Annotated in this window: 22 protein-coding genes; 10 read left to right on the top strand and 12 right to left on the bottom strand. The window is 63.2% G+C overall.

Annotated features, from left to right (window positions below; translation table 11 throughout):
• Nucleotides 1-2: 2 nt before the first annotated feature.
• Genes ACI5KX_RS03420 through ACI5KX_RS03430 form a run of 3 tightly spaced genes read right to left on the bottom strand, consistent with a single transcriptional unit; the run spans nt 3 to nt 2,908 of the window.
• Nucleotides 3-1,001 carry an HlyD family secretion protein gene (locus ACI5KX_RS03420; RefSeq protein WP_406809270.1) on the bottom strand — a complete coding sequence of 333 codons (999 nt, stop codon included), beginning with the start codon at nt 999-1,001 and terminating at the stop codon, nt 3-5.
• A gap of 24 nt (nt 1,002-1,025) precedes the next feature.
• Nucleotides 1,026-1,757: an ABC transporter ATP-binding protein gene (locus tag ACI5KX_RS03425; RefSeq protein WP_406809271.1), complete on the bottom strand. Its 732-nt coding sequence runs from the start codon at nt 1,755-1,757 to the stop codon at nt 1,026-1,028.
• Nucleotides 1,758-1,771: 14 nt separating this feature from the next.
• Nucleotides 1,772-2,908 carry an ABC transporter permease gene (locus ACI5KX_RS03430; RefSeq protein ID WP_406809272.1) on the bottom strand — a complete coding sequence of 379 codons (1,137 nt, stop codon included), beginning with the start codon at nt 2,906-2,908 and terminating at the stop codon, nt 1,772-1,774.
• Nucleotides 2,909-3,001: 93 nt separating this feature from the next.
• Between ACI5KX_RS03430 and ACI5KX_RS03435 the strand changes: the two genes are divergently transcribed.
• The gene (locus ACI5KX_RS03435; protein ID WP_406809273.1) at nt 3,002-3,643 is read left to right on the top strand and encodes a TetR/AcrR family transcriptional regulator; all 642 of its coding nucleotides are present in this window, start codon (nt 3,002-3,004) and stop codon (nt 3,641-3,643) included.
• Between the two features lie 114 nt (nt 3,644-3,757).
• Nucleotides 3,758-5,716 (top strand): ATP-dependent zinc metalloprotease FtsH, encoded by a 1,959-nt coding sequence (gene ftsH / locus ACI5KX_RS03440; protein WP_406809274.1) that lies wholly within the window; start codon nt 3,758-3,760, stop codon nt 5,714-5,716.
• Nucleotides 5,717-5,782: 66 nt separating this feature from the next.
• On the opposite strand, the gene ACI5KX_RS03445 is transcribed toward ftsH, so the two are convergent.
• The 3 genes from ACI5KX_RS03445 to rpoZ all read right to left on the bottom strand — a co-directional run bounded on the left by ACI5KX_RS03445 (nt 5,783) and on the right by rpoZ (nt 8,197).
• Entirely contained in the window at nt 5,783-6,847 is a 1,065-nt protein-coding gene (locus ACI5KX_RS03445) for a DUF3667 domain-containing protein (protein ID WP_406809275.1), read from the bottom strand.
• Between the two features lie 60 nt (nt 6,848-6,907).
• The gene (locus ACI5KX_RS03450) at nt 6,908-7,645 is read right to left on the bottom strand and encodes a ParA family protein (RefSeq protein WP_406809276.1); all 738 of its coding nucleotides are present in this window, start codon (nt 7,643-7,645) and stop codon (nt 6,908-6,910) included.
• Nucleotides 7,646-7,852: 207 nt separating this feature from the next.
• Entirely contained in the window at nt 7,853-8,197 is a 345-nt protein-coding gene (rpoZ, locus tag ACI5KX_RS03455) for a DNA-directed RNA polymerase subunit omega (RefSeq protein WP_406809277.1), read from the bottom strand.
• A gap of 109 nt (nt 8,198-8,306) precedes the next feature.
• On the opposite strand from rpoZ, the gene ACI5KX_RS03460 reads away from it, so the two are divergent.
• Nucleotides 8,307-9,491: a phospholipase D-like domain-containing protein gene (locus ACI5KX_RS03460; protein WP_406809278.1), complete on the top strand. Its 1,185-nt coding sequence runs from the start codon at nt 8,307-8,309 to the stop codon at nt 9,489-9,491.
• An 8-nt stretch (nt 9,492-9,499) separates the two neighbouring features.
• Here the strand turns inward: ACI5KX_RS03460 and ACI5KX_RS03465 are convergent, their stop codons facing one another.
• Nucleotides 9,500-11,008 (bottom strand): replicative DNA helicase, encoded by a 1,509-nt coding sequence (locus ACI5KX_RS03465; RefSeq protein WP_406809279.1) that lies wholly within the window; start codon nt 11,006-11,008, stop codon nt 9,500-9,502.
• 136 nt (nt 11,009-11,144) lie between these two features.
• On the opposite strand from ACI5KX_RS03465, the gene ACI5KX_RS03470 reads away from it, so the two are divergent.
• The 3 genes from ACI5KX_RS03470 to ACI5KX_RS03480 are packed head-to-tail and all read left to right on the top strand — an operon-like array spanning nt 11,145 to nt 12,794.
• A complete protein-coding gene (locus ACI5KX_RS03470) occupies nt 11,145-11,663 on the top strand; it encodes a UPF0262 family protein (RefSeq protein WP_406809280.1) in 519 nt (172 codons plus the stop codon).
• Between the two features lie 4 nt (nt 11,664-11,667).
• Nucleotides 11,668-12,381: a glycoside hydrolase family 25 protein gene (locus tag ACI5KX_RS03475; protein WP_406809281.1), complete on the top strand. Its 714-nt coding sequence runs from the start codon at nt 11,668-11,670 to the stop codon at nt 12,379-12,381.
• A complete protein-coding gene (locus ACI5KX_RS03480; RefSeq protein ID WP_406809282.1) occupies nt 12,360-12,794 on the top strand; it encodes a cytidine deaminase in 435 nt (144 codons plus the stop codon). The genes ACI5KX_RS03475 and ACI5KX_RS03480 overlap by 22 nt, the downstream gene beginning before the upstream one ends.
• Before the next feature lie 83 nt (nt 12,795-12,877).
• Here ACI5KX_RS03480 and ACI5KX_RS03485 read toward each other — a convergent pair whose 3' ends face one another.
• The 4 genes from ACI5KX_RS03485 to ACI5KX_RS03500 all read right to left on the bottom strand — a co-directional run bounded on the left by ACI5KX_RS03485 (nt 12,878) and on the right by ACI5KX_RS03500 (nt 16,083).
• A complete protein-coding gene (locus ACI5KX_RS03485; RefSeq protein ID WP_406809283.1) occupies nt 12,878-13,423 on the bottom strand; it encodes an outer membrane protein in 546 nt (181 codons plus the stop codon).
• A 154-nt stretch (nt 13,424-13,577) separates the two neighbouring features.
• Nucleotides 13,578-14,252, bottom strand: a complete 675-nt coding sequence (locus ACI5KX_RS03490; RefSeq protein WP_406809284.1) for a DUF4197 domain-containing protein — start codon at nt 14,250-14,252, stop codon at nt 13,578-13,580.
• A gap of 56 nt (nt 14,253-14,308) precedes the next feature.
• Entirely contained in the window at nt 14,309-15,448 is a 1,140-nt protein-coding gene (locus tag ACI5KX_RS03495; protein ID WP_406809285.1) for a M14-type cytosolic carboxypeptidase, read from the bottom strand.
• Complete coding sequence (locus tag ACI5KX_RS03500; protein WP_406809286.1) at nt 15,445-16,083, bottom strand: hypothetical protein; 639 nt, start codon at nt 16,081-16,083, stop codon at nt 15,445-15,447. Before ACI5KX_RS03500 ends, ACI5KX_RS03495 begins: the two co-directional genes overlap by 4 nt.
• Nucleotides 16,084-16,199: 116 nt before the next feature.
• Here ACI5KX_RS03500 and galE point away from each other — a divergent pair, with 116 nt between their 5' ends.
• The 3 genes from galE (at nt 16,200) to ACI5KX_RS03515 (ending at nt 18,138) form a co-directional block, all read left to right on the top strand.
• Nucleotides 16,200-17,225 (top strand): UDP-glucose 4-epimerase GalE, encoded by a 1,026-nt coding sequence (galE, locus tag ACI5KX_RS03505; RefSeq protein WP_406809287.1) that lies wholly within the window; start codon nt 16,200-16,202, stop codon nt 17,223-17,225.
• Between the two features lie 88 nt (nt 17,226-17,313).
• A complete protein-coding gene (gene ykgO, locus ACI5KX_RS03510) occupies nt 17,314-17,439 on the top strand; it encodes a type B 50S ribosomal protein L36 (RefSeq protein ID WP_011415100.1) in 126 nt (41 codons plus the stop codon).
• A 96-nt stretch (nt 17,440-17,535) separates the two neighbouring features.
• A complete protein-coding gene (locus ACI5KX_RS03515; RefSeq protein ID WP_406809288.1) occupies nt 17,536-18,138 on the top strand; it encodes an HAD family hydrolase in 603 nt (200 codons plus the stop codon).
• A gap of 126 nt (nt 18,139-18,264) precedes the next feature.
• Here ACI5KX_RS03515 and ACI5KX_RS03520 read toward each other — a convergent pair whose 3' ends face one another.
• Nucleotides 18,265-18,606: a CC_3452 family protein gene (locus tag ACI5KX_RS03520; RefSeq protein ID WP_406809289.1), complete on the bottom strand. Its 342-nt coding sequence runs from the start codon at nt 18,604-18,606 to the stop codon at nt 18,265-18,267.
• A gap of 216 nt (nt 18,607-18,822) precedes the next feature.
• Between ACI5KX_RS03520 and ACI5KX_RS03525 the strand changes: the two genes are divergently transcribed.
• Entirely contained in the window at nt 18,823-19,374 is a 552-nt protein-coding gene (locus ACI5KX_RS03525) for a winged helix-turn-helix transcriptional regulator (RefSeq protein WP_406809290.1), read from the top strand.
• The last annotated feature ends 12 nt before the right edge of the window (nt 19,375-19,386 follow it).

A 19,386-nucleotide genomic window follows, 5' to 3' on the forward strand; every position in this document is an offset into this window, starting at 1 on the left:
GCTCAGCCCTCCTCATCCGCAGCCTTGTTGGCGGGGATGAAGGCATCGACCTGCTGGCCGACGCGGAACACCTCCGACTCCTGCGTGTCGGGCAGCGCATAGATCAGCTGCAGCACCCGCACGTCCACGCGCTCGGCGGCGCTGTTGGTCAGTTGCCGCTTGGGGACGACCTGCGGCTCGGCACGCACGAAGCTGGCTTTCACCTGGATTTCGGCGGCGCCGCGCGGCGAGACCACCGCTTGGGCACCGAGCTTGACCCGCACCGCTTCGTTCTCGTCGATATCGATGCGGACGTGCAGCGGATCGGTCTGGCCCATCTGGATGAAGGGTTCGGCATTTCCGCCGCCCTGCGTCGCGACGAATTCGCCCGGGCGGATATTCACCGCAAGGATCTCGCCACTGATCGGTGCGCGAACGGTCAGGCGGCCGATCTCGGTGCGGGCACTGGCGGCCTGCGCCTGCGCGGCGGAAAGGCGGGCGCGGGCGACCCCGAGGCGGCTTGTCGCTGCATCGGCTTCCCCTTGTGCGCGGATCACTTCGGAACGGCTGACAGCGGCGGGATCGTCGATGCTTTCGTACAGCGCGAGCTGCTGGCGCGCCGTCGCACGGGCAGTTTGCGCTTCGTTGATCGCGGCGCGTGCCTCGGCAATCGCGGCGTTGGCTTCGGCGAGACGCGCGCGGGCTGCGCGGGCATCGACCAGGAACAGCGGTTCGCCTTTCTCGACCCGGTCGCCCGGCTCGACGCGGACATCGGTCACCAGTCCCGAAAGCGCCGAGCCGATATCGATGATCTCGCTCGCAGGCTCGACCAGTCCCGATCCCGCAACACGCGGGGCATTGGCGAGGTCTCCGGTCGCCTTGGCGGGCTGCTGCTGGGGTTCTGCGACCTCGCGATCGGGCAAATCGCTGACGATGTAGAACACCGCCGCGATGATCCCGATCACTGCGATCACCGGCAGGATCTGGCGCGAGAAGCTGAGATTGGAGAGGTTGATTGCCATAAGGGGTCTCGGTTCGCTGCGGGCTTAATGGTCGTCCGGCATTTCAGTGCCGTCATGGGTGACGCGGCCGTCCTCGAGCACGAGGATACGGTCGGCGAGATCGAAGATGCGATTGTCATGGGTGACGATGATGCAGGCGCGATCGGGCGCAACCGCGACCTCGCGCAGCAGGTCCATCACCCGGCGGCCCGAGGAAGCGTCGAGCGCGGCTGTGGGTTCGTCGCACACGACCAGGCGCGGCTCGTGCACCAGCGCGCGGGCGATCGCGACGCGCTGCTGCTGCCCGCCGGAAAGCTGGTTCGGCAGCTTGTCCGCCTGGTCGCCGATATTGAGCGCTTCGAGCAGCTCCTTTGCCTTTTCGCGCGCTTCGTCGATCGGCATTCCCTGCGCGATCAGCGGCACTGCGGCATTGGCCGCGGCATCGATCGAGGGGATGAGATTGTACTGCTGGAAGATGAAGCCGATGTTCTCGAGCCGGAACTTGACCAGCTCGGTGTCGGAGAGTTCGTAGATATCGGTTCCGAACACCCGGACCGCTCCCTCGGTCGGCCACAGGATTCCGCACATGATCGAGATCAGCGTGGTCTTGCCCGATCCGCTCTCGCCGACGACATAGGTCATCTCGCCCGGCTTGATGTCGGTGCTGATCCCGTGAAGCACGCGGATCGTCGACTGACCCGCCTCGAAATCGCGCACGATATTGCGCGCGCAGATGGCCGCCTCCGGCGAACAGCCGCCGATTTCCGAGGTGTCCATGGGTTTGCCGCCGCTCACCGGAAAACCGCCGCCGGTTCGGTCGACAACACGTTGCGCAGCGCCAGCCAGCCTGTGATTGCGAGGATGACGATCACCGCGCCGAGGCTGATGAGCGGAATTTGCCACGGGATATAGAACCCCTTGAAGAAGGGATTTCCCGAAAAGCCCCAGATAAACAGAACGGTGCCGATCACGCCCAGCGCATAACCGATCGACCCGACCAGCCCGGCCTGCGCCGCGACCATCCGCACGATCTTGGCATTGGTGACGCCGATCGCCTTGAGCGCCCCGAATTGTTTGATGTTGTCGCGGATGAACAGGCTGAAAGTGAGGCCGACGATGGCGACCCCGACGACGAATCCGAGCACCACGGTGATCCCGAAATTGGTCGGAATGCCGGTGTTCTGGATGATGAAATCGATCCCGGCCCGTGCGAAATCGTCCCGCGTTTCGGCCTTCAGGCCCGTCTGCTCTTCGATCCGCGCGGCGACATCGGCCGGATCGAGACCGTCGCTTACACCTGCGAGGACGAAACTCAGGCGATTGCGCGTGCCCGGTACGTAATTCAGCGCCTGGCTGTATTTTGTATAGAGCGTGACCTGGCTGGTGAAGCTGGGGATCGCATCCGCAACGCCGCGGATGACCGCGCGCTGATCGTTGAGTTCGAGCCGCTGTCCGATAGGATCGGTTCCGTTTTCGAACAGGTTGTTGATCCCGACATCGTCGATCACAACCGTATCGGGCTGCGAAAGGACGCTTTTCGATTTCTCGACCATGCGTTCGGGGAGCCCGATGAGCGTCGCATCGTCGACGCCGATGATCGCCACGCCCTCCAGGTCGCCGGTGCTTGTCCTCACAGCCGCATTGGCGCGCAGATGCGGGACCGCCCACTCGACACCGGGGACCGAGCGCACTTCGTCGAGCGCGGTCGAGGGCATTTCGTATTTGACGTCGGTCGTGCGGCTGACCGGGTCCATCACCCAGATTTCCGCCTCGGGCGCGTTGTAGACGCCGCTCGCGCCGCGTTCGATCAGGTTGACGAAAATCGTCAGCTGCTGGGTGATCAGCAGGGTTGAAAAGGCAATGCCGAACAGCAGGCCGTAGAATTTTTGCGCATCGCCGGTGAGCATGCGGATGGCGATCCAGAGCATCGGGGGAACCTTCGGAGGGGGCTAAGGGTTGCTTTGGAAAAGGGAATCACTAAATATTGAACGGTCGCGTTTAATTGAACGGAGCCGTTCACTTTGTCAACCACCCACCCGAAAAAGATCGGTCGCCCGTCCGACCTTGCCAAACGCAAGGCGATCGCGGAGGCGGCAGCGCAGAGCTTTTTCGATGTCGGTTTCGCGGCGAGTTCGATCGAGCAGATCGCTGCCGATGCGGGCGTTTCCAAGGTCACCGTCTACAACCATTTCGGCGACAAGCGCGGCTTGTTCGCCGCCGCGGTCGAGCGCGAATGCGAGAAGATGCGCGGCCACTTCAGCCTCGACCAGATGCCGGCGGGATCGATCCGCGAGCGGCTGACGGTGATCGGGGAGGCGATGCACGCCTTCCTGCACCGCCCCGAGATGATCCAGTTCGAACGCCGCATCGCCGCCGAAACCGAGCACGAACCCGCGCTCGGCAAGGCGTTCCTCGAAGCGGGGCCGTGGCGAATGAAGCAGGCTTTCAGCGCCTATCTCGCCTTTGCCTCTGAGAGCGGCGAGCTCGAGATCGACGACCCCCATCTCGCCGCCGAACAATTCGTCTCGATGTGCAAGGGCATGGGCGATCTCGAACGTCGATTCGGCGCGGAGGTTGCGGACGAAGACAACCGGCGGAGGATCGCCGGAGCGGTCGATGTCTTCCTTACCGCCTACGGACCTGGGGCGGCAGACGGTGACTGATCGAAATTTTGCACCGCTCTGTTCGAAAATAAGCGTCCTGCGCAAACTCGCGCATTATCTTGCCATTCACACGCTCGATCCTACATAATCGGACGAGAAAGGAATCCCCTCATCATGAGTGACCCGAACGATCCGAACCAGCAGCCGCCCGAGGGCCAGAACCCTTGGGTGAAGCAATTGATGATCTGGGGCGGCATTTTTCTTGCCCTCCTGCTGGTCGTCTCGCTGTTCAGCAATGCCGGTCAGAACCCCGGCACGCAGATCCAGTATTCGGACTTCCGCAATCAGGTCGAAAGCGGCGAAGTGCAGGAAGTGTCGCTTGGCGAAGACCTGATCACGGGGACGCTCAAGAACGGGCAGACCTTCCAGACCATTCCGGTGCCGACCGACACGCAGCTGACCCAGCTGTTGCAGGAAAACGACGTCAAGTTCTCGGGCAAGCCGCGCGAGGAGCCGAACCTGCTGCTCTACATCCTGATCCAGTCGCTCCCGTTCATCCTCATCCTCGGCATCGCGTTCTTCGCGCTGCGGCAGGTGCAGAAAGGCGGCGGCGGCGGCGCGATGGGTTTCGGCAAGTCCAAAGCCAAGATGCTGACCGAGCGTTCGGGCAAGGTCACGTTCGAAGACGTCGCCGGGATCGACGAGGCGCGCGAAGAACTCGAAGAGGTCGTCGAATTCCTCAAGGACCCGCAGCGCTTTTCCAAGCTCGGCGGACAGATCCCGAAGGGCGCGCTGCTGGTCGGCTCGCCCGGTACCGGTAAGACGCTGCTCGCCCGCGCGATCGCGGGTGAGGCCGGCGTGCCGTTCTTCACCATTTCGGGCTCCGACTTTGTCGAAATGTTCGTCGGCGTCGGTGCAAGCCGCGTGCGCGACATGTTCGAGCAGGCGAAGAAGAATGCTCCTTGCATCGTCTTCATCGACGAAATCGACGCGGTCGGTCGTTCGCGCGGCCACGGCCTCGGTAACTCGAACGACGAACGCGAACAGACGCTCAACCAGCTGCTCGTCGAAATGGACGGCTTCGAAGCGAACGAAGGCATCATCATCGTCGCGGCGACCAACCGACCCGACGTGCTCGACCCCGCGCTGCTGCGTCCGGGCCGTTTCGACCGCCAGGTCGTGGTGCCGATCCCCGATATCGACGGGCGCGAGAAGATCCTTGGCGTTCACATGAAGAAGGTGCCGCTGGCGCCCGACGTGAACCCGCGCACCATCGCGCGCGGTACGCCTGGCTTCTCGGGCGCTGATCTCGCAAACCTCGTGAACGAGGCCGCGCTGCTGGCCGCACGCCGCAACAAGCGCCTCGTCGCGATGCAGGAATTCGAGGATGCGAAGGACAAGGTCATGATGGGCGCGGAACGCCGCTCCATGGTCATGACCGACGACGAGAAGAAGATGACGGCCTATCACGAGGCCGGTCACGCGCTTGTCAGCATCAACGAACCCGCATCGGACCCGATTCACAAGGCGACGATCATCCCGCGCGGCCGTGCGCTGGGCATGGTGATGCGCCTGCCCGAACGCGACAATTACTCCTATCACCGCGACAAGATGCACGCGAACCTTGCGGTCGCGATGGGTGGCCGTGTCGCCGAGGAAATCATCTTCGGCCACGACAAGGTCTCATCGGGCGCAAGCGGAGACATCCAGTATGCCACCGACCTTGCGCGCAACATGGTCACCAAATGGGGCATGTCCGACAAGCTCGGCCCGCTGATGTACGAACAGAGCCAGGAAGGCTATCTCGGCATGGGCCAGACCTCGCGCACCATGGCGGGAGCGGAAACCAACAAGCTGATCGATGCCGAGATCAAGGAACTGGTCGAAGGCGGTCTCAAGCGAGCGACCGACGTGCTGACCGAACAGGAGGACAAGCTCCACCTGCTCGCGCAGGCGCTGCTCGAATACGAGACGCTGACCGGCGATGAAATCACCCAACTGCTCGAAGACGGCAAGATCGACCGTCCCGACGAGCCCAAGGGTCCTAGCGTGATCAAACCGTCGCACGGGTCTGCAATCCCGAAGGCGGGAAAGCGCTTCAGCGGTAGCGGCGAAGCCCCGCAAGGCGCCTGACCCGCACACCCCCGCATGGAGCCAGGAGGGCCGTCCGGAGCGATCCGGGCGGCCTTTTCCTTGGGCCTAGAACGCGCCGATCACCATCAGTGTCTGGACGAACAGCAGGATAATGATCCAGATGAACAGGCTGATCGCCAGCAGTCGCCATAGGGCCGAAAAGCGCCCAATCTCATAGGTCTTGCGCAGATGCTTGTAGAGGTGAAACGGGGGAATGATCATCATCGCCAGCACCACCGGCGCCACCGGGATGCCCACGGCGATCACGATCGATGCCGTGATGAACAGCAGCGACATGAAGCTCAGCGAATAGGTGATGAAGATCGCGTGGTCATAGGCTTTGAACCGCCTCTTCCAGGCGAAGATCAGCCACACGAAGGGAACCGATAGCGGGATCAGCAGCCAGCTGAACTTATACGCATTGGCCTGCATCTTGTAGAGCATCAGGCCGGGGTTCTCGTTCCACTTCTTGACGATACCCTGGTCGATGGATTCGATCCCGGTAAGGTTTAGCTCCCAGCCGCCCCCGTCACTCGCCGAAGCTTCGGCCACGGCGCTGGAGCCCTCGATCACCCGTTCGAGCGTGGCCAGATTCTCTTCGAGTTCGACCCTCTGTGGATCGCCTTCGGGCAGCGCGGCGATCCGCTCACGCAGTCTTTCGCTCTCCGCCTGACCCTGCTGCTGCAGCGTAGCCGCCGTCGTACCGACATCGAATCCACCCCTGAAATCCGCCGGTGCGCTGATGCCGACGGCCTGGAACACCGCGAACATGGCGAAGACGCTGAACAGGAACATCGCCATCGGGCTGACGAACTTGGCGCGCTCGCCTTCGATATAGCGTCGGGTCAGCGTACCCGGCTTGAACAGCAGGAGCGGAAGCGTACGCCAGAACTTGCCATCGAGATGCAGCACAGCGTGGATCAGGTCGTGCCCGATCGCCGATAGCGTGCGATGAACATGGCGCCTCTGGCCGCAATTCTGGCAGTAGTTGCCGAGCGGCGTCTCGCCGCAGTTGAGGCAGGCCCCCTCGCCCTGCGCGGCAAGCCCTTCCCCGCCGTCCTTTCTCTCGACCGCGCCGCCCAGCAGCGCGCCTTCGATGGCAGTGCCGATACCCTCGGTTACGTCGCTCATCACGCCCCCTCGATCCGGTCCGGTCTATAGGACGAAGAATGTCCCTTGGAAAAGGGCGCTCTAGCGCTTCTTCAATGCCAGCTTGCGTTCGATCGCGGTCCAGAGCTGCGCAAATGCGCGCGCGCCGGGGGAACGCGGGGCGAAGGCGCCGACCGGCTGGTGCAGGACCGCGCATTGCTCGATCGCGCTCGCAAGCGGGACCACAGGCCAGGTCGGGTTGGCCGCGCGCGCCTGTTTGTGCAGCGTGCGGCGCATGTCGAGCATCGACAGCACGGGCAAGATCGGGGGATGGCTCTTGCCGCTGCCGCGCACCTCCTCGACCACCTGTTCGAACGCACGGGTCGACAGTGGTGAAGGCGGAAGCGGCACGATCACGAGGTCGGATGCACGCATCACCTGCGTGCTCACTTCGTTGAGCACCGGCGGGCAATCGAACACGATCCGGTCGTAGTCCTTGCGCAAGCCATCGGTCAGCTTGGCCAGCCGCTTCTTCTTGCCGATCCTGCCGAACTGGCGATCGAGCGTGCGGATGCTCTCGTCCGCCGGAAGCAGGTGAAGGTTGGCGAACTCGGTCTTACGGATCAGCTTGGACGGCGTTCTGTCGGCGGCGAACACGCTTTCGGCCGTGCGTTTCTTCTTGGGATCGACGCCGAGCAAAAAGCCCGAGCCGTTGGCAGGGTCGAGGTCCCACAGCAGCGTGCGGCGGCGCGAAATGGTCGCCGCGCACCAGGCGAGATTGACCGCAAAGGTCGTTTTCCCGACGCCTCCCTTGACGCTGTAGACTGCGATCGAAGCCATTGTAGTCGCGCTTCCTGCCGGATCCTCTTGTGTGACACGCCGATTACACCAACGCCAATATCGCCGGACAGCCCCTTGGCAAGGCCTGCTCCGACGCGTCGCATTGGTGTCATCAAAGGCGATAGCCGGAGCGGATACGAAAAAGGCCGCCTTGCCGGCGGCCTTCTCGAATTGGGACAGATCGCCCCGGTATCACGCCGGTCGCGGTCAGCCGTCGTAATCGGCTCCGATCGAGGTCGAACGGGTCGGAGCGCTTGCCGTGATGCGCAGTGCCTCGGCCGACTGGCTCAGCGAACCGATTTCATCCGCATCGTCTTCGTCGTCGGGAAGGATCTTCTGGAGGCTGGTGACCAGCGATTCCTGCAGTTCCTTGGGCTTGATCGTCTGTTCGGCGATCTCGCGCAGCGCGACGACGGGGTTCTTGTCGCGGTCGCGATCGATGGTCAGCTCTGCGCCGCCGGAAATTTCGCGCGCCCGCTGTGCGGCGAGCAGGACGAGGTCGAAACGGTTGGGAACCTTGTCGACGCAATCTTCAACGGTAACGCGTGCCATCGTACGGGCCTTTTCGAAACTACTTGTCTGAAAGAGCGATGCACCTAGGGTCGGCACTGCCGAGAGTCAAGATTTTGCATCGCGCGCAACAAACGCGCATGGAGCGCTGGTGACCGACGCCATGACCAGACCGGAACCGGAAAATCCGCCCGCGGAATACCGTGATCCCGACCCGTTCAGGGTCGAGGCAGCGGATCACGTGTTCACCTTTCTCCCGCGCGGGCTAGACCGGCTGGAGGCGCTGCTCACGACGGTCGCCGGTGCGCGGCAATCACTTCGAATCTTCTACTACATGTTCCAGGATGACGAATCGGGCGTTGTCGTGCGCGATGCACTGGTGAATGCTGCCCGGCGCGGGGTCGACGTGCATCTCATCGTCGACGATTTCGGAACCGACGCGCCGCGCAGCTTCTTCAGGCCGCTAGTCGAGGCCGGTGGCAAGTTCGAGATTTTCGCTGCACGCTGGAACGTGCGTTACCTGATCCGCAACCATCAGAAATTCCTCATCGCCGACGGCACCAAGGTGATAACCGGCGGCGCCAATGTTTCCGATCATTATTTCAAGCCGCCCGACGATAACGGCTGGTGCGATCTCGCGGTCTCGATCGAAGGCCCGGTTGTCGAAAAGTTCACCGAGTGGTTCTCGCTGGTGCATGAGTGGACCGACAACGACAGTGCCCAGTTCCTCCGCATCCGGCAGATGGTCAAGGATTGGGAGCCCGGAGAGGGGCCTGTGCAATTGCTCGTCGGCGGCCCGTTGATCCGCAAGGGGCGCTGGGCCTGGCGCTTCCGCCACGACATGATCAAGGCGACCCGGCTCGACATGGTGACGGCCTATTTCACCCCGCCGCGCAGTACCCGCAGGGTGATGGCGCGGGTCGCACGCCGGGGGAAGGCGCGCCTGATCGCCGCGGGCAAGTCCGATATCGGTGCTGCGATCGATGTCGCGCGCCTGCTTTACAAGGACCTGCTGGGCGCCGGCGTGAAGATTTTCGAGTTCCAGCCATGCAAGCTCCATATGAAGCTCTTCGTGGTGGATTCGATCAGCTATTTCGGCAGTGCCAATCTCGACAAGCGCTCGGTGCGGCTGAATGTCGAGTTGATGGTCCGGGTCGACGACGAGGAACTCGCGGCGCGCTTGCGCGAGCTGATCGACCACCTCGAGGGGGCGAGCATGCCGGTCACTCAAAAATGGTACGAGCGCAAGGCGAATTGCCTCAACCGGGTGCGGTGGCGGCTGACCTACATGGCGGCGCTGGCGGATTATCGCGTAACGCGCACGCTGACCGAATAGAGGCCTGTCTACTCGTATCCGTAGTCCGAGTAATCGCGCTTGTTGGGCGAGGTGAACTTGGTGATCTCGCTCTGGAAGTGGAGCGGCACATTGCCGGTCGAGCCGTGGCGCTGCTTGGCGACGATCAGCGTCGCCTTGTTCTTGAGTTCGAGATAGCGCTGTTCCCAAGTCGCGTATTTCTCGACAACGTCGGCGCTGCTCGTCTCGCTTGGCATGTCGGGCCGGATCGCTTCGTGATAGTAATCGGCGCGGTAGATGAACCACACCATGTCGGCGTCCTGCTCGATCGAGCCGGATTCGCGCAGGTCCGACAGCATCGGACGCTTGTCTTCGCGCTGCTCCACCGCACGCGAAAGCTGCGACAGCGCGATGACCGGGACCGAGAGTTCTTTGGCGAGCGTCTTCAGTCCGCGGCTGATCTCGGAGATTTCGTTGACGCGGTTGTCGTTGGCGCGGCCCGAACCCTGCAGCAGCTGGAGATAGTCGACCACGATCAGGCCGATATCGTGACGCCGTTTCAACCGCCGCGCGCGGGTGCGCAGCCCGCCGATGGTGAGGGCGGGGGTGTCGTCGATGTAGAGCGGCAGTTCGGCGAGGCGCTGGCTTGCAAAGCTGAGGCGCTGGAAATCGTCGCGGCTCATCTTGCCGGTGCGCAGCGTCTCCGAAGGGATCTCGGCCTGTTCGGCGAGGATACGCGTCGCCAGCTGGTCGGCGCTCATTTCGAGGCTGAAGAACGCGGTCGGCGCGCCGTAATTGAACTCGCCGCCATCGCGCTGCCATTCGAGATGCGCTTCGGCGCAATTGAATGCGATGTTCATTGCGAGCGAGGTCTTGCCCATACCCGGCCGCCCGGCGAGGATCACGAGGTCCGAGCTGTGAAGGCCTGCGGTTTTCTGGTCGATCACTTCGAGCCCGGTGGTCTTGCCCGAAAGCCCGCCGCCCGAATTCATCGCCGCTTCGGCCATCTTGATCGCGGTCAGCGCGGCATCGCGAAAACTTGCCGCCTCGTTGCCGGTCGCGGCCCCTTCGGCAACCTTGAACAGATCGGCTTCGGCCTGGCTGATCCGGTCCATCGGATCGACCTCTTCGGAGGTGTCGAGCGCGCCCTCGACCAGACCGCGCCCGACGCTGACGAGCTCGCGCAGAAGCGCAAGGTCGTAAATCTGTTGCGCCAGTTCGCGCGGAGCGAGCAGGCCCGCGCCATTCGCGGTCAGCTGCGCGAGATATTTGGTCCCGCCCAGATCCTTCAGCGCTTCGTCGGCTTCGAAATAGGGCCGCAGCGTCACCGGCGATGCGGTCGCGTTGCGCTCGATCAGTGTCAGCACGCGCTCGTAGATGCGCTGGTGCAGCGGTTCGAAGAAATGGTCGGGCCGGATCGGAGTTTGCAATTCCTCGATCACGCGGTTGTCGATCAGCACCGCGCCGAGGAACGCCGCCTCCGCCTCGAGGTTGGACGGGAGCTTGCGCGCGGTGTCGGAATCGGAGTCGACGAGGGAGAGAGGTTTCGCTTCGGCCATGCGCAGTCTGATGGGCGTCGGCAGGGCAAGTGGCAATGCCCGGAAGCGGTAAAATCGCCGCACATCGCTGTGGATAGCGTGGATGGATTATCGAAGTGCTTGAATACCGCACCTGCGAAGTGCGATGGCGTTCCAGATGGCCGACCTGCCGACCGATTCCGCGACTACGCCTTCCGGCAAACATCGCATTGCCCACATCGCTCTCGACGAAGAGACGATCCTGTGGCGCAATGCCGATGTCGAACAGGAACGGCGGGTCGCGATCTACGATCTGATCGAGGAAAACACGTTCAAGCCCTGCCGCTCGGCCGAGCGCGGGGCGCAAGGTCCCTATCGCCTGCATCTGGGCGTCCGCGACGGACGCCTCGCGATGCAGATCAGCGATACCGACGAAAACGAGCTCGAAACGCTGCTGATCGGCCTTGCCCGCTTCCGCCGCCCGATTCGCGAGTATTTCGCGATCTGCGACAGCTATTATCAGGCCATCCGCAAAGCGACCCCGGCGGAGATCGAGACGATCGACATGGCCCGGCGCGGCATCCACAACAACGCCGCCGAGCTGCTGATGGAGCGTCTCGACGGCAAGGTCGAAACCGATTTCGCTACCGCGCGGCGGCTTTTCACGCTGATCTGCGTGCTGCACATCAAGGGCTGAAGCGGTGGCACGATCCCGGCGCAAAAAGAGCGGCGCGGGCCGCTGGATGTTCAGGCTGGCAGCGCTGGTCGCGCTCGTCGCGCTCGGATTTGCGGCATGGTTCTGGTGGGACATGCGCGAATGGCGCCCCGACGAGGCGACCTATCCCGAACAGGGGGCGGTGATCGCGAGCGGGGCATCGGGCACCAAGTTCGAAACGGTGAAAGCGTTGGGCGGCGACTTCGTGTATCTCGAGCTCGCACCGCCGGGCGGCGCGCCCGATCCCGGCTTTGCCGCGCGGCTGGAAGCGGCGGGAGAGGCGGGTCTCAAGGTCGGGGTGATCTATCCCTTCGATCCATGCCTGCGGGCCGATCCGCAGAGTTCGCGCTTTACCCGGATGGTGCCGCGCAGCGCCGACCAGTTGCCTCCGGCGATCGCGCTCGAGCGGGTCGGGGACGGGTGCGAACCGGCGGTCAGCGATGCCGCGGTCGAAAGCGAACTGCTCACGCTCGTCAACCAGATCGAGATGCACGCGGGCAAGCCGGTGATCCTGAAGCTGGGCGACGCGTTCGAGGCGCGCCATGGCACCGCGCGCAGCATGGAACGCGACCTGTGGCTGATGCGCGACCGTGCTCGCCCCGATTACGCCGGGCGGCCATGGTTGCTATGGAGCGCCAACAGCCAGTTGGTAACCGCAGCTTCGGAGGAGCCGATCGAATGGGTGGTGGTGCAGAAGTGAAAGCGGAGGACCTGATTGCCGCAGCGCGCGGAGCCGCGCAGCATTCGTGGTCGCCTTATTCGAAATACGCCGTGGGGGCGGCGCTGCTGTTCGACGACGGCGCGATCGTGACCGGGACCAATATCGAAAACGCCAGCTACGGCCTCGCGCTGTGTGCGGAGACGGTAGCTGTGGCGAAAGCCATGGGCGAAGGCCGACGCGGCGGGCTGATCGGCGTGGCGGTGGTCGGGCCGGAAGACAAGGGCGACGGTGCGCCCATCACGCCGTGTGGCCGCTGCCGGCAGGTGCTCAACGAAATCGCGCAGTTGGGGAACACCGATCCGCGCATCCTCTGCGTCGGATCGGAAGAAGTGCGCGAGGTGAAGCTTTCCACGCTGCTCCCGCACGCATTCGGGCCTGCGCATCTGGACTGAGACCAAGCGCCGCACAGATACAGAAAGGGGACCGGAGGCCAGCGCCCACGGTCCCCTTTCGATTTATCGTTTGATCGGTGTGATCAGAATTTGGCGCCGAGCGTGAACACCGCCTGGTGACGGTTGCCGTTCACGTCGATAAGCAGCACGTCGCTGACGTTGTAGTTCGAATAGCGATATTCGAACCGGCCGACGAAGCCGCCGAAATTGTGCTCGAAACCGGCGCCGACGCGGATACCTTCGAGGTTGTCGACAAAGTCGATATCAACGTTCGAATAGCCGGCCTTGACGTAGATGATGTCGTTGTCGTCCATCTCGTAACCGAGACGCACGCCACCGTAGATGTCGAGGCCTGCATCGCCGACGTCGTCGCTGATGGTCGTGTCGGTCACTTCGGCTTCGATGCCGATGATAGCCTTGCCGGTGTCGACATCGTATCCTGCGGTCAGGCCGTAGACGAGACCGGTGTCGTCGGCGTCGTTGCCACCTTCTTCGAGGTTGATCACGTCATAACCGCCAACCGCGCCGATGAAGAAACCGCCATTGTCGCCGGTGCCGTCATCCTGCGCGAATGCCGGGGTTGCGAAGGTCGCAGCAGCGGCTGCAGCCAGGATCGTAAACTTTTTCATGGGAACTCCACTCTTTTGAACTCGCGCACGAATATGCCCGACAGTGGTCAATCGAAAGGATATTCGGACGGTCCTGCGCCAAATCCGCAGTCTTGTTGCAGTTCTGCAACGTACAATGTCGCCCAAATACAATCGATCGGGCGGTGGTTGCCCGCTATTGGCCGAACAGCCCGCCTAGCGGATTTCTGCGGAATTCGCGTTCTTCCCTGCCGATATAGGCGAAGATCCCGTCGAGACCCTGGTCGGTCACGGATTTGTTGATGCTTTGGCGGTCGAGCCCGGCATCGCGGATAAAGCTGTGTTCCTCGGCGAGACCATCGAATTGCCTGTATACACCGAGTTCGTCGAGAGCATCGTCAACGAGCGGTTCGAGCCGGCCGTGCAGTCGCTCGTTGGAGGAGCGGCGCAGGTATTGTGTGCCGCCATCCGCCTCGCGAATGATGCCCGGCGCATCGCTGAAAGACAGATCGTCGATCGCGTCGTGGAAGATCGGCTTGGCCTCGCCGGCCGCAACGCCAGCGGCATCGTTGATCTTGCGGGTGATGTCTCCGAGAACGCCCAGCCGGTTGCCGGCGCTAAGCAGCGATCCCAACAGACCGCCGCTGCGTCCGCCGAGATTGCCGACGATCGGCAGGCCGATACGGATGTCCTCGTCGTTGTAGAACGCGCCGGGCTGGGCGAGCTTGTCGAGCGCGCTGTCGGTCGCCCTGCCGAGGATCGAGGAAAGCCTGAGGCCCTGCGCGCGCACTGGCGCAGCGGCCAGCACAGCGCCAACCCCCAATCCGGCAAGCACCATCCTGCGGTTCAGCGAAAACCGGTTTGCGACCATGGCCTTTCCACTCCTTGCGATCGGTAAAGGCATAGCATGGAGCTACGCAAAAAGCCTCAGCCTTCCTCGGTCTCGAGCCATTCGAGCAGCGCGGCAAGGCATTCGCGCGCGAGCAGCTTGCAGCGCTCGGGCGACCAACCCTGTTCGGGCTCGGGGAAATCGGCGAGATCCTTGTAGGGCATTTCCAGCGTCATCGCGCAGGCGCGAAAGCGCTCGGCCACCTGGTTGGTGCTCATCGACAGGTTGCCCTTGCCCGGCGAAGCCTTCGGATAGCCGAGCGCGGTCTGGAAGTCGGGCGTGCGGCGGTCGAGGATCCGCTGGTAGCGGTAGAACTGCTCGCCAAGCTCGTCGGTCCAGCTCGGGATGCCTTCGTATCCGGCAAGGAACACCGCCGGGATCGCTTCGTCGCCATGGACGTCCATCGCATAGTCGACGCCGGTTACGTCCATCCGGTCGCGGATCGCGAGCACTTCGGGTGATTTTTCCGGTGTCGGGTTGTCCCATTCGCGGTTGAGGTTGGTGCCCACGGCGTTGGTGCGCAGGTGGCCCCGGCGCGATCCGTCGGGGTTGCAGTTGGGGACGATGTGCAGGCGGCAGAGCTTGCGCAGGCCGCGCGCGACCGGATCGGTCGGATCGGTGAGGCATTCGAGCGCGCCTTCCATCCACCATTCGGCCTGCGTTTCGCCCGGATGCTGGCGGGCGTAGAGCCACACCTGCTTGTCGCCCTCGCCCATCTCCAGCATGTCGAGCGGCTGCCCGTCATGCGTGGTGGTGAGCCGCACCAGTTCGACACCTTCGCACGCGACCGCCTCGGCGACGAGATCGTGGTGGCGCTCCATCGAATAGGGCGCGAAATAGGCGAACCAGGCGACGTTCGAGGCAGGCGTGTAGCGGATCGTCAGCGTGCCGTTATCTTCATCCTTGTCGAAGGACGAGGCAGCGCGCGCCCAGTATTCGCGGTCTTCCGATACGCAGGCGTCGTAATCCGGCCAGCCGCCGGGATAGGCGCTGCCATTGAGGCCGGTGATCTTGAGCTCGACCTCGGCACCGGCCGCGCCGGTCATGCGGAAATGGAACCACTGCGCGAATTCGCTCTGGTGGTCCTTGCGGATCGCCAGCCGTGCCGTGTTACCGTCGATGGAAAGTACGTCGATATTGCCGCTGTCGAAAGCGGCGTCGATGAATAGGGAGGTCATGGGGTCCTTTCGATTTCATCGACCGTTAGTTGCACCGTTTCGCCATTGCCACCCGGAAAATCCCGGAACAGCGCCGCTGCAAGCGTGCGGGCGCTCGCATCGACTTCGGAATAGGGAGACTTGACGCTGGTCGGCAGTTCGGCGCGGCCTTCCCAGAGCGTGTCGCCCCCGGCGCTCGATATGCGCACCGAAAGCTCGGTCACCACTGCGGGTCCGCGCTCGCCGCCGCCGAGATTGATGCCGATACCGAGGCCGACGCCGCTGCCATAGGTGCCGGTGCTGGCTCCTCCGCCCACTGTCACCGGGCTGCGTCGGCGAACGCCTGCTCCTTCGATCGGATTGCGGCTGGTGCGGACGCTGGCGACCTGCGTGCCGGGGCCTTCGGTCATCACGAGTTCGTAGCCGAGAGTGCCGAGTTCTTCCGCCACCGCACCGGCGAAGGCGCTGCGGACCCGCTCATTGGAAATCTGGTCCGGAAAGACCAGCGTGATGTTGCCCTGCCCAAGGCCATCGGGGTTTTCGGCGATGAAACGGGTGACTTCGACCGGGCCGGTGTAGGTGCCCGCGCAGGCTCCGAGGCCAAGGGCCAAGGCGGTTGCGGCGGCAAGTTGCAGTGGGCGGCGTGCGTGCGACATGGCAGGCTCCTCTCTCTTCCCCGCCTTATAGGGCGGTCGGTCCGCTGTGCAAAAGCCCGCAATGGCTTGGGACATGTTCATTTATTTGCAGGCGTTCTCTGGTATGGGCGCAGGCCATGGTCGAAACCGCATCTCAAGCAGCAAAACCTTGCGTCCTCGTTACCGGCGGCGCGGGCTATATCGGCAGCCATGCCGTTCTGGCGCTCAAGGATGCGGGCTGGCCGGTGGCGGTGATCGACAACCTTTCCACCGGATTCCGTTTCGCCGTGCCCGACGACGTGCCGCTTTATGAAGGCGATATCGAGGATGGCGACCTGCTCGCCCGCATTGTCGCCGAGCAGGGTGTCGGTGCGATCATGCATTTCGCCGGATCGATCGTGGTGCCCGAAAGCGTTTCCGATCCGCTCAAATACTATCACAACAACACGGTGAAGAGCCGCGCGCTGATCGCGGCGGCGGTGAAGGGGCATGTGCCGCATTTCATCTTCTCCTCGACCGCTGCGACCTACGGCATGCCCGAAGTCTCGCCGGTGACCGAGGAGACGCCGCGCATCCCGATCAACCCCTATGGCTGGTCGAAGCTGATGACCGAGCAGATGCTCGCCGACACGGCCAACGCGCACCCGATCAATTATTGCGCGCTGCGGTACTTCAACGTCGCCGGGGCCGATCCGCGCGCGCGCTCGGGCCAGTCGACCGCGGGGGCGACGCACCTGATCAAGGTCGCGGTCGAGGCGGCGCTCGGCAAGCGCGACTTCGTCAGCGTTTACGGCACCGATTACGACACGCCCGATGGCACCGGAGTGCGCGACTACATCCATGTGAGCGACCTCGCCGCCGCGCACCTGCTCGCGCTCGAGGCTCTGATTGCGCAGCCGCAGCGCTCTTTGACGATGAATTGCGGCTACGGGCGCGGCTTCTCGGTGATGGAGGTGCTCGACGCTGTCGACCGGGTGACCAACATGACAATCGAGCGCCGGATCGAACCGCGCCGCGCGGGCGATGCCGGTTCGCTTGTTTCCGACCCTGCGCGCATCCGGGCCACGCTCCCGTGGCAGTCGCAATATGCCGATCTCGATACGATCATCGGCCACGCGCTCGCATGGGAGCGCAAGCTGTCCGAGATCAGAGGAGACGGTTGACTTTTCGCGATTCGCACCCTAGCTGCGCACCCTGATATTCCGGCATCGGAGACGCTCTCCGGTGCTTTTTTATTCGCAGGAACCCGAAATGAAAGTCCGCAACAGCCTCAAGTCGCTGAAGAACCGCCATCGTGACTGCCGTGTAATCCGCCGTCGCGGTCGCACTTATGTCATCAACAAGACCAACCGTCGCTTCAAGGCCCGCCAGGGTTAAGCGATAGAGTGGCCGGTCGCCTGCGGGTGATCGTTCAGACGCAGCGGCCCGCCTCCCGTCGGAGAGCGGGCCGCAGCCGTTTGAGGAGGTGGTGAATTGCGCAAGGCGGTGGTTTTCGATGTCGGGCGGGTGCTGTTTCATTGGCAGCTGCGCGCGCTGTTCGAGAAGCTGATCGAGGACCGCCAGGAACTCGACTGGTTCCTGTCGAACGTCGTCACAGAGGAGTGGCACTTCCAGCACGACCGGGGTCGCCCCCTCGCCGAGATGGTGCCCGAACGGATAGCCGAATACCCTGCCTATGAATCCCACATCCGCGCCTATGCCGAGCGCTTCAATGAAACCGTGCCGGGTCCGGTAGAGGGAACCCACGCACTGGTCGAACGGCTCGACGAGCGGGGTGTGCCGCTGTTCTGCCTGACCAATTTCGGCCACGAATTCTGGGAAACCTTCCATCCGACCGAGCCGATCTTCCGGCGCTTCGAGGACATCATCGTCTCTGGCACCGAGCAGGTCGCCAAGCCGGATGCGCGCATTTACGAGATCGTCGAGCGGCGCAGCGGTCGCAGTGGCGGGGAGCTGTTCTTCACCGACGACAATCCCGCCAATGTCGAGGCTGCGAGGGAGCGCGGCTGGGACGCGCATCTGTTCACCGATGCCGCAACGCTCGAGTTGCAACTCTCGGCGTCCGGCTTTCTTTAAACAAAAACACCCCCGGAGCATCGCTGGGGATCGCGGCTCCGGGGGTTTTTTGGCTCCGTCCGGATGTGGAGAGTGACCGGACGGAGGGGGGAACGCGGGGGATTGTCCGCGTATGCAGTCAGCGGCTCAGTTGCCGTTGCACTTGGCCAGCTTGTCCTCGGCGAGTTCCTCGCCTTCGGTCTTGAAGCTGGTGATTTCACCGAACTCGCGGGCGAGGCCGCGGCAAATGCGCATCGGGCGGCTGGTGCCCTTGTTGGCGACGCAGGTGGTGCCTTCGCAGGCCCAGGCGACGCCGCCGGCAACCGCGCGGTCGTCCTCGGCGGGCTGGGCAAGGGTGGCGGTGTAATAGGCGCCGCCCTGCGCCGAAAGTGGTGCCGGAGCGACCGCTGTGCCGAACGTCAAGGCCGTGTAGGCGATGGCCGAGACAAAGATGGAGATGCGGCTGGAGGCTTTGAGGGAGAGGTTCATCGTAAAATTCCTTTCGCGGATCGTGCGGTAAGGCGGGCTTGCATTTCACTCGGTTTGTGCGAATCAGGTTTCGAATCAAAACCAGTTGCGAATCACTACCTATGCGGTTAGGTTTTAAGTTGCAACTCAAAACTGAAATTATTTTCAGTGCCGGGATTCGGGCGATTTTGCCTTCCGGGAATTTCCGGCTAAATAGGTTGCACGGAAGGGACTGATATGGGCGACATGAGAGAACCACTGCGCGAGCTGATCGAATGCGGTCTGCCACAAGCGCTTGAAGTGATGGGCGAACGCTGGTCGTTCATGATCCTTCGCGCGAGCTTCAACGGGCTGAAGCATTTCGAGGAATTCCTCAGCGAACTCGGGATTGCGCGCAACATCCTCTCCAACCGGCTCGCCAAGCTGGTCGAACATGGCATCCTCAAGCGCGAGCCTTGCGCCGATGATCGCCGCAAGATCGAATACCGCCTGACCGAAAAGGGTTTCGACCTGCTCCCCGCGATGATCGCGCTGCGTCAATGGGGCCAGAAATACGGCACCGAGATGAAGGAAAACCCGGTTCTCGTCGACGAACGTGACCGGCTGCCGATCGGCCCTGTCTCGATCCTCGCCCATGACGGGCGCATCCTCGATCACACCGATCTGCGACTGGTTCGCCCCGAAGATCTCGGCAAGCGCGCGGATGGCACCATCGCCACTTCGGGTGATCATCTGGGCAAAGGCGATGTGGTAGACCTTGAAGCGGCGAAAGCAGCGGCTACGGGTTGAGACAGCCCCCGC

The organism is Erythrobacter sp. GH1-10, assembly GCF_045363165.1.
Taxonomy (GTDB): domain Bacteria; phylum Pseudomonadota; class Alphaproteobacteria; order Sphingomonadales; family Sphingomonadaceae; genus Erythrobacter.

Bases quoted from the DNA above. Each gene is read 5' to 3' on its own strand.
- ACI5KX_RS03420 (WP_406809270.1), bottom strand. From the start codon at position 1,001: ATGGCAATCAACCTCTCCAATCTCAGCTTCTCGCGCCAGATCCTGCCG.
- ACI5KX_RS03425 (WP_406809271.1), bottom strand. From the start codon at position 1,757: ATGGACACCTCGGAAATCGGCGGCTGTTCGCCGGAGGCGGCCATCTGC.
- ACI5KX_RS03430 (WP_406809272.1), bottom strand. From the start codon at position 2,908: ATGCTCTGGATCGCCATCCGCATGCTCACCGGCGATGCGCAAAAATTC.
- ftsH (WP_406809274.1), top strand. From the start codon at position 3,758: ATGAGTGACCCGAACGATCCGAACCAGCAGCCGCCCGAGGGCCAGAAC.
- ACI5KX_RS03445 (WP_406809275.1), bottom strand. From the start codon at position 6,847: ATGAGCGACGTAACCGAGGGTATCGGCACTGCCATCGAAGGCGCGCTG.
- ACI5KX_RS03450 (WP_406809276.1), bottom strand. From the start codon at position 7,645: ATGGCTTCGATCGCAGTCTACAGCGTCAAGGGAGGCGTCGGGAAAACG.
- rpoZ (WP_406809277.1), bottom strand. From the start codon at position 8,197: ATGGCACGCGTTACCGTTGAAGATTGCGTCGACAAGGTTCCCAACCGT.
- ACI5KX_RS03465 (WP_406809279.1), bottom strand. From the start codon at position 11,008: ATGGCCGAAGCGAAACCTCTCTCCCTCGTCGACTCCGATTCCGACACC.
- ACI5KX_RS03470 (WP_406809280.1), top strand. From the start codon at position 11,145: ATGGCCGACCTGCCGACCGATTCCGCGACTACGCCTTCCGGCAAACAT.
- ACI5KX_RS03480 (WP_406809282.1), top strand. From the start codon at position 12,360: ATGGGTGGTGGTGCAGAAGTGAAAGCGGAGGACCTGATTGCCGCAGCG.
- ACI5KX_RS03485 (WP_406809283.1), bottom strand. From the start codon at position 13,423: ATGAAAAAGTTTACGATCCTGGCTGCAGCCGCTGCTGCGACCTTCGCA.
- ACI5KX_RS03490 (WP_406809284.1), bottom strand. From the start codon at position 14,252: ATGGTCGCAAACCGGTTTTCGCTGAACCGCAGGATGGTGCTTGCCGGA.
- ACI5KX_RS03495 (WP_406809285.1), bottom strand. From the start codon at position 15,448: ATGACCTCCCTATTCATCGACGCCGCTTTCGACAGCGGCAATATCGAC.
- ACI5KX_RS03500 (WP_406809286.1), bottom strand. From the start codon at position 16,083: ATGTCGCACGCACGCCGCCCACTGCAACTTGCCGCCGCAACCGCCTTG.
- galE (WP_406809287.1), top strand. From the start codon at position 16,200: ATGGTCGAAACCGCATCTCAAGCAGCAAAACCTTGCGTCCTCGTTACC.
- ykgO (WP_011415100.1), top strand. From the start codon at position 17,314: ATGAAAGTCCGCAACAGCCTCAAGTCGCTGAAGAACCGCCATCGTGAC.
- ACI5KX_RS03520 (WP_406809289.1), bottom strand. From the start codon at position 18,606: ATGAACCTCTCCCTCAAAGCCTCCAGCCGCATCTCCATCTTTGTCTCG.
- ACI5KX_RS03525 (WP_406809290.1), top strand. From the start codon at position 18,823: ATGGGCGACATGAGAGAACCACTGCGCGAGCTGATCGAATGCGGTCTG.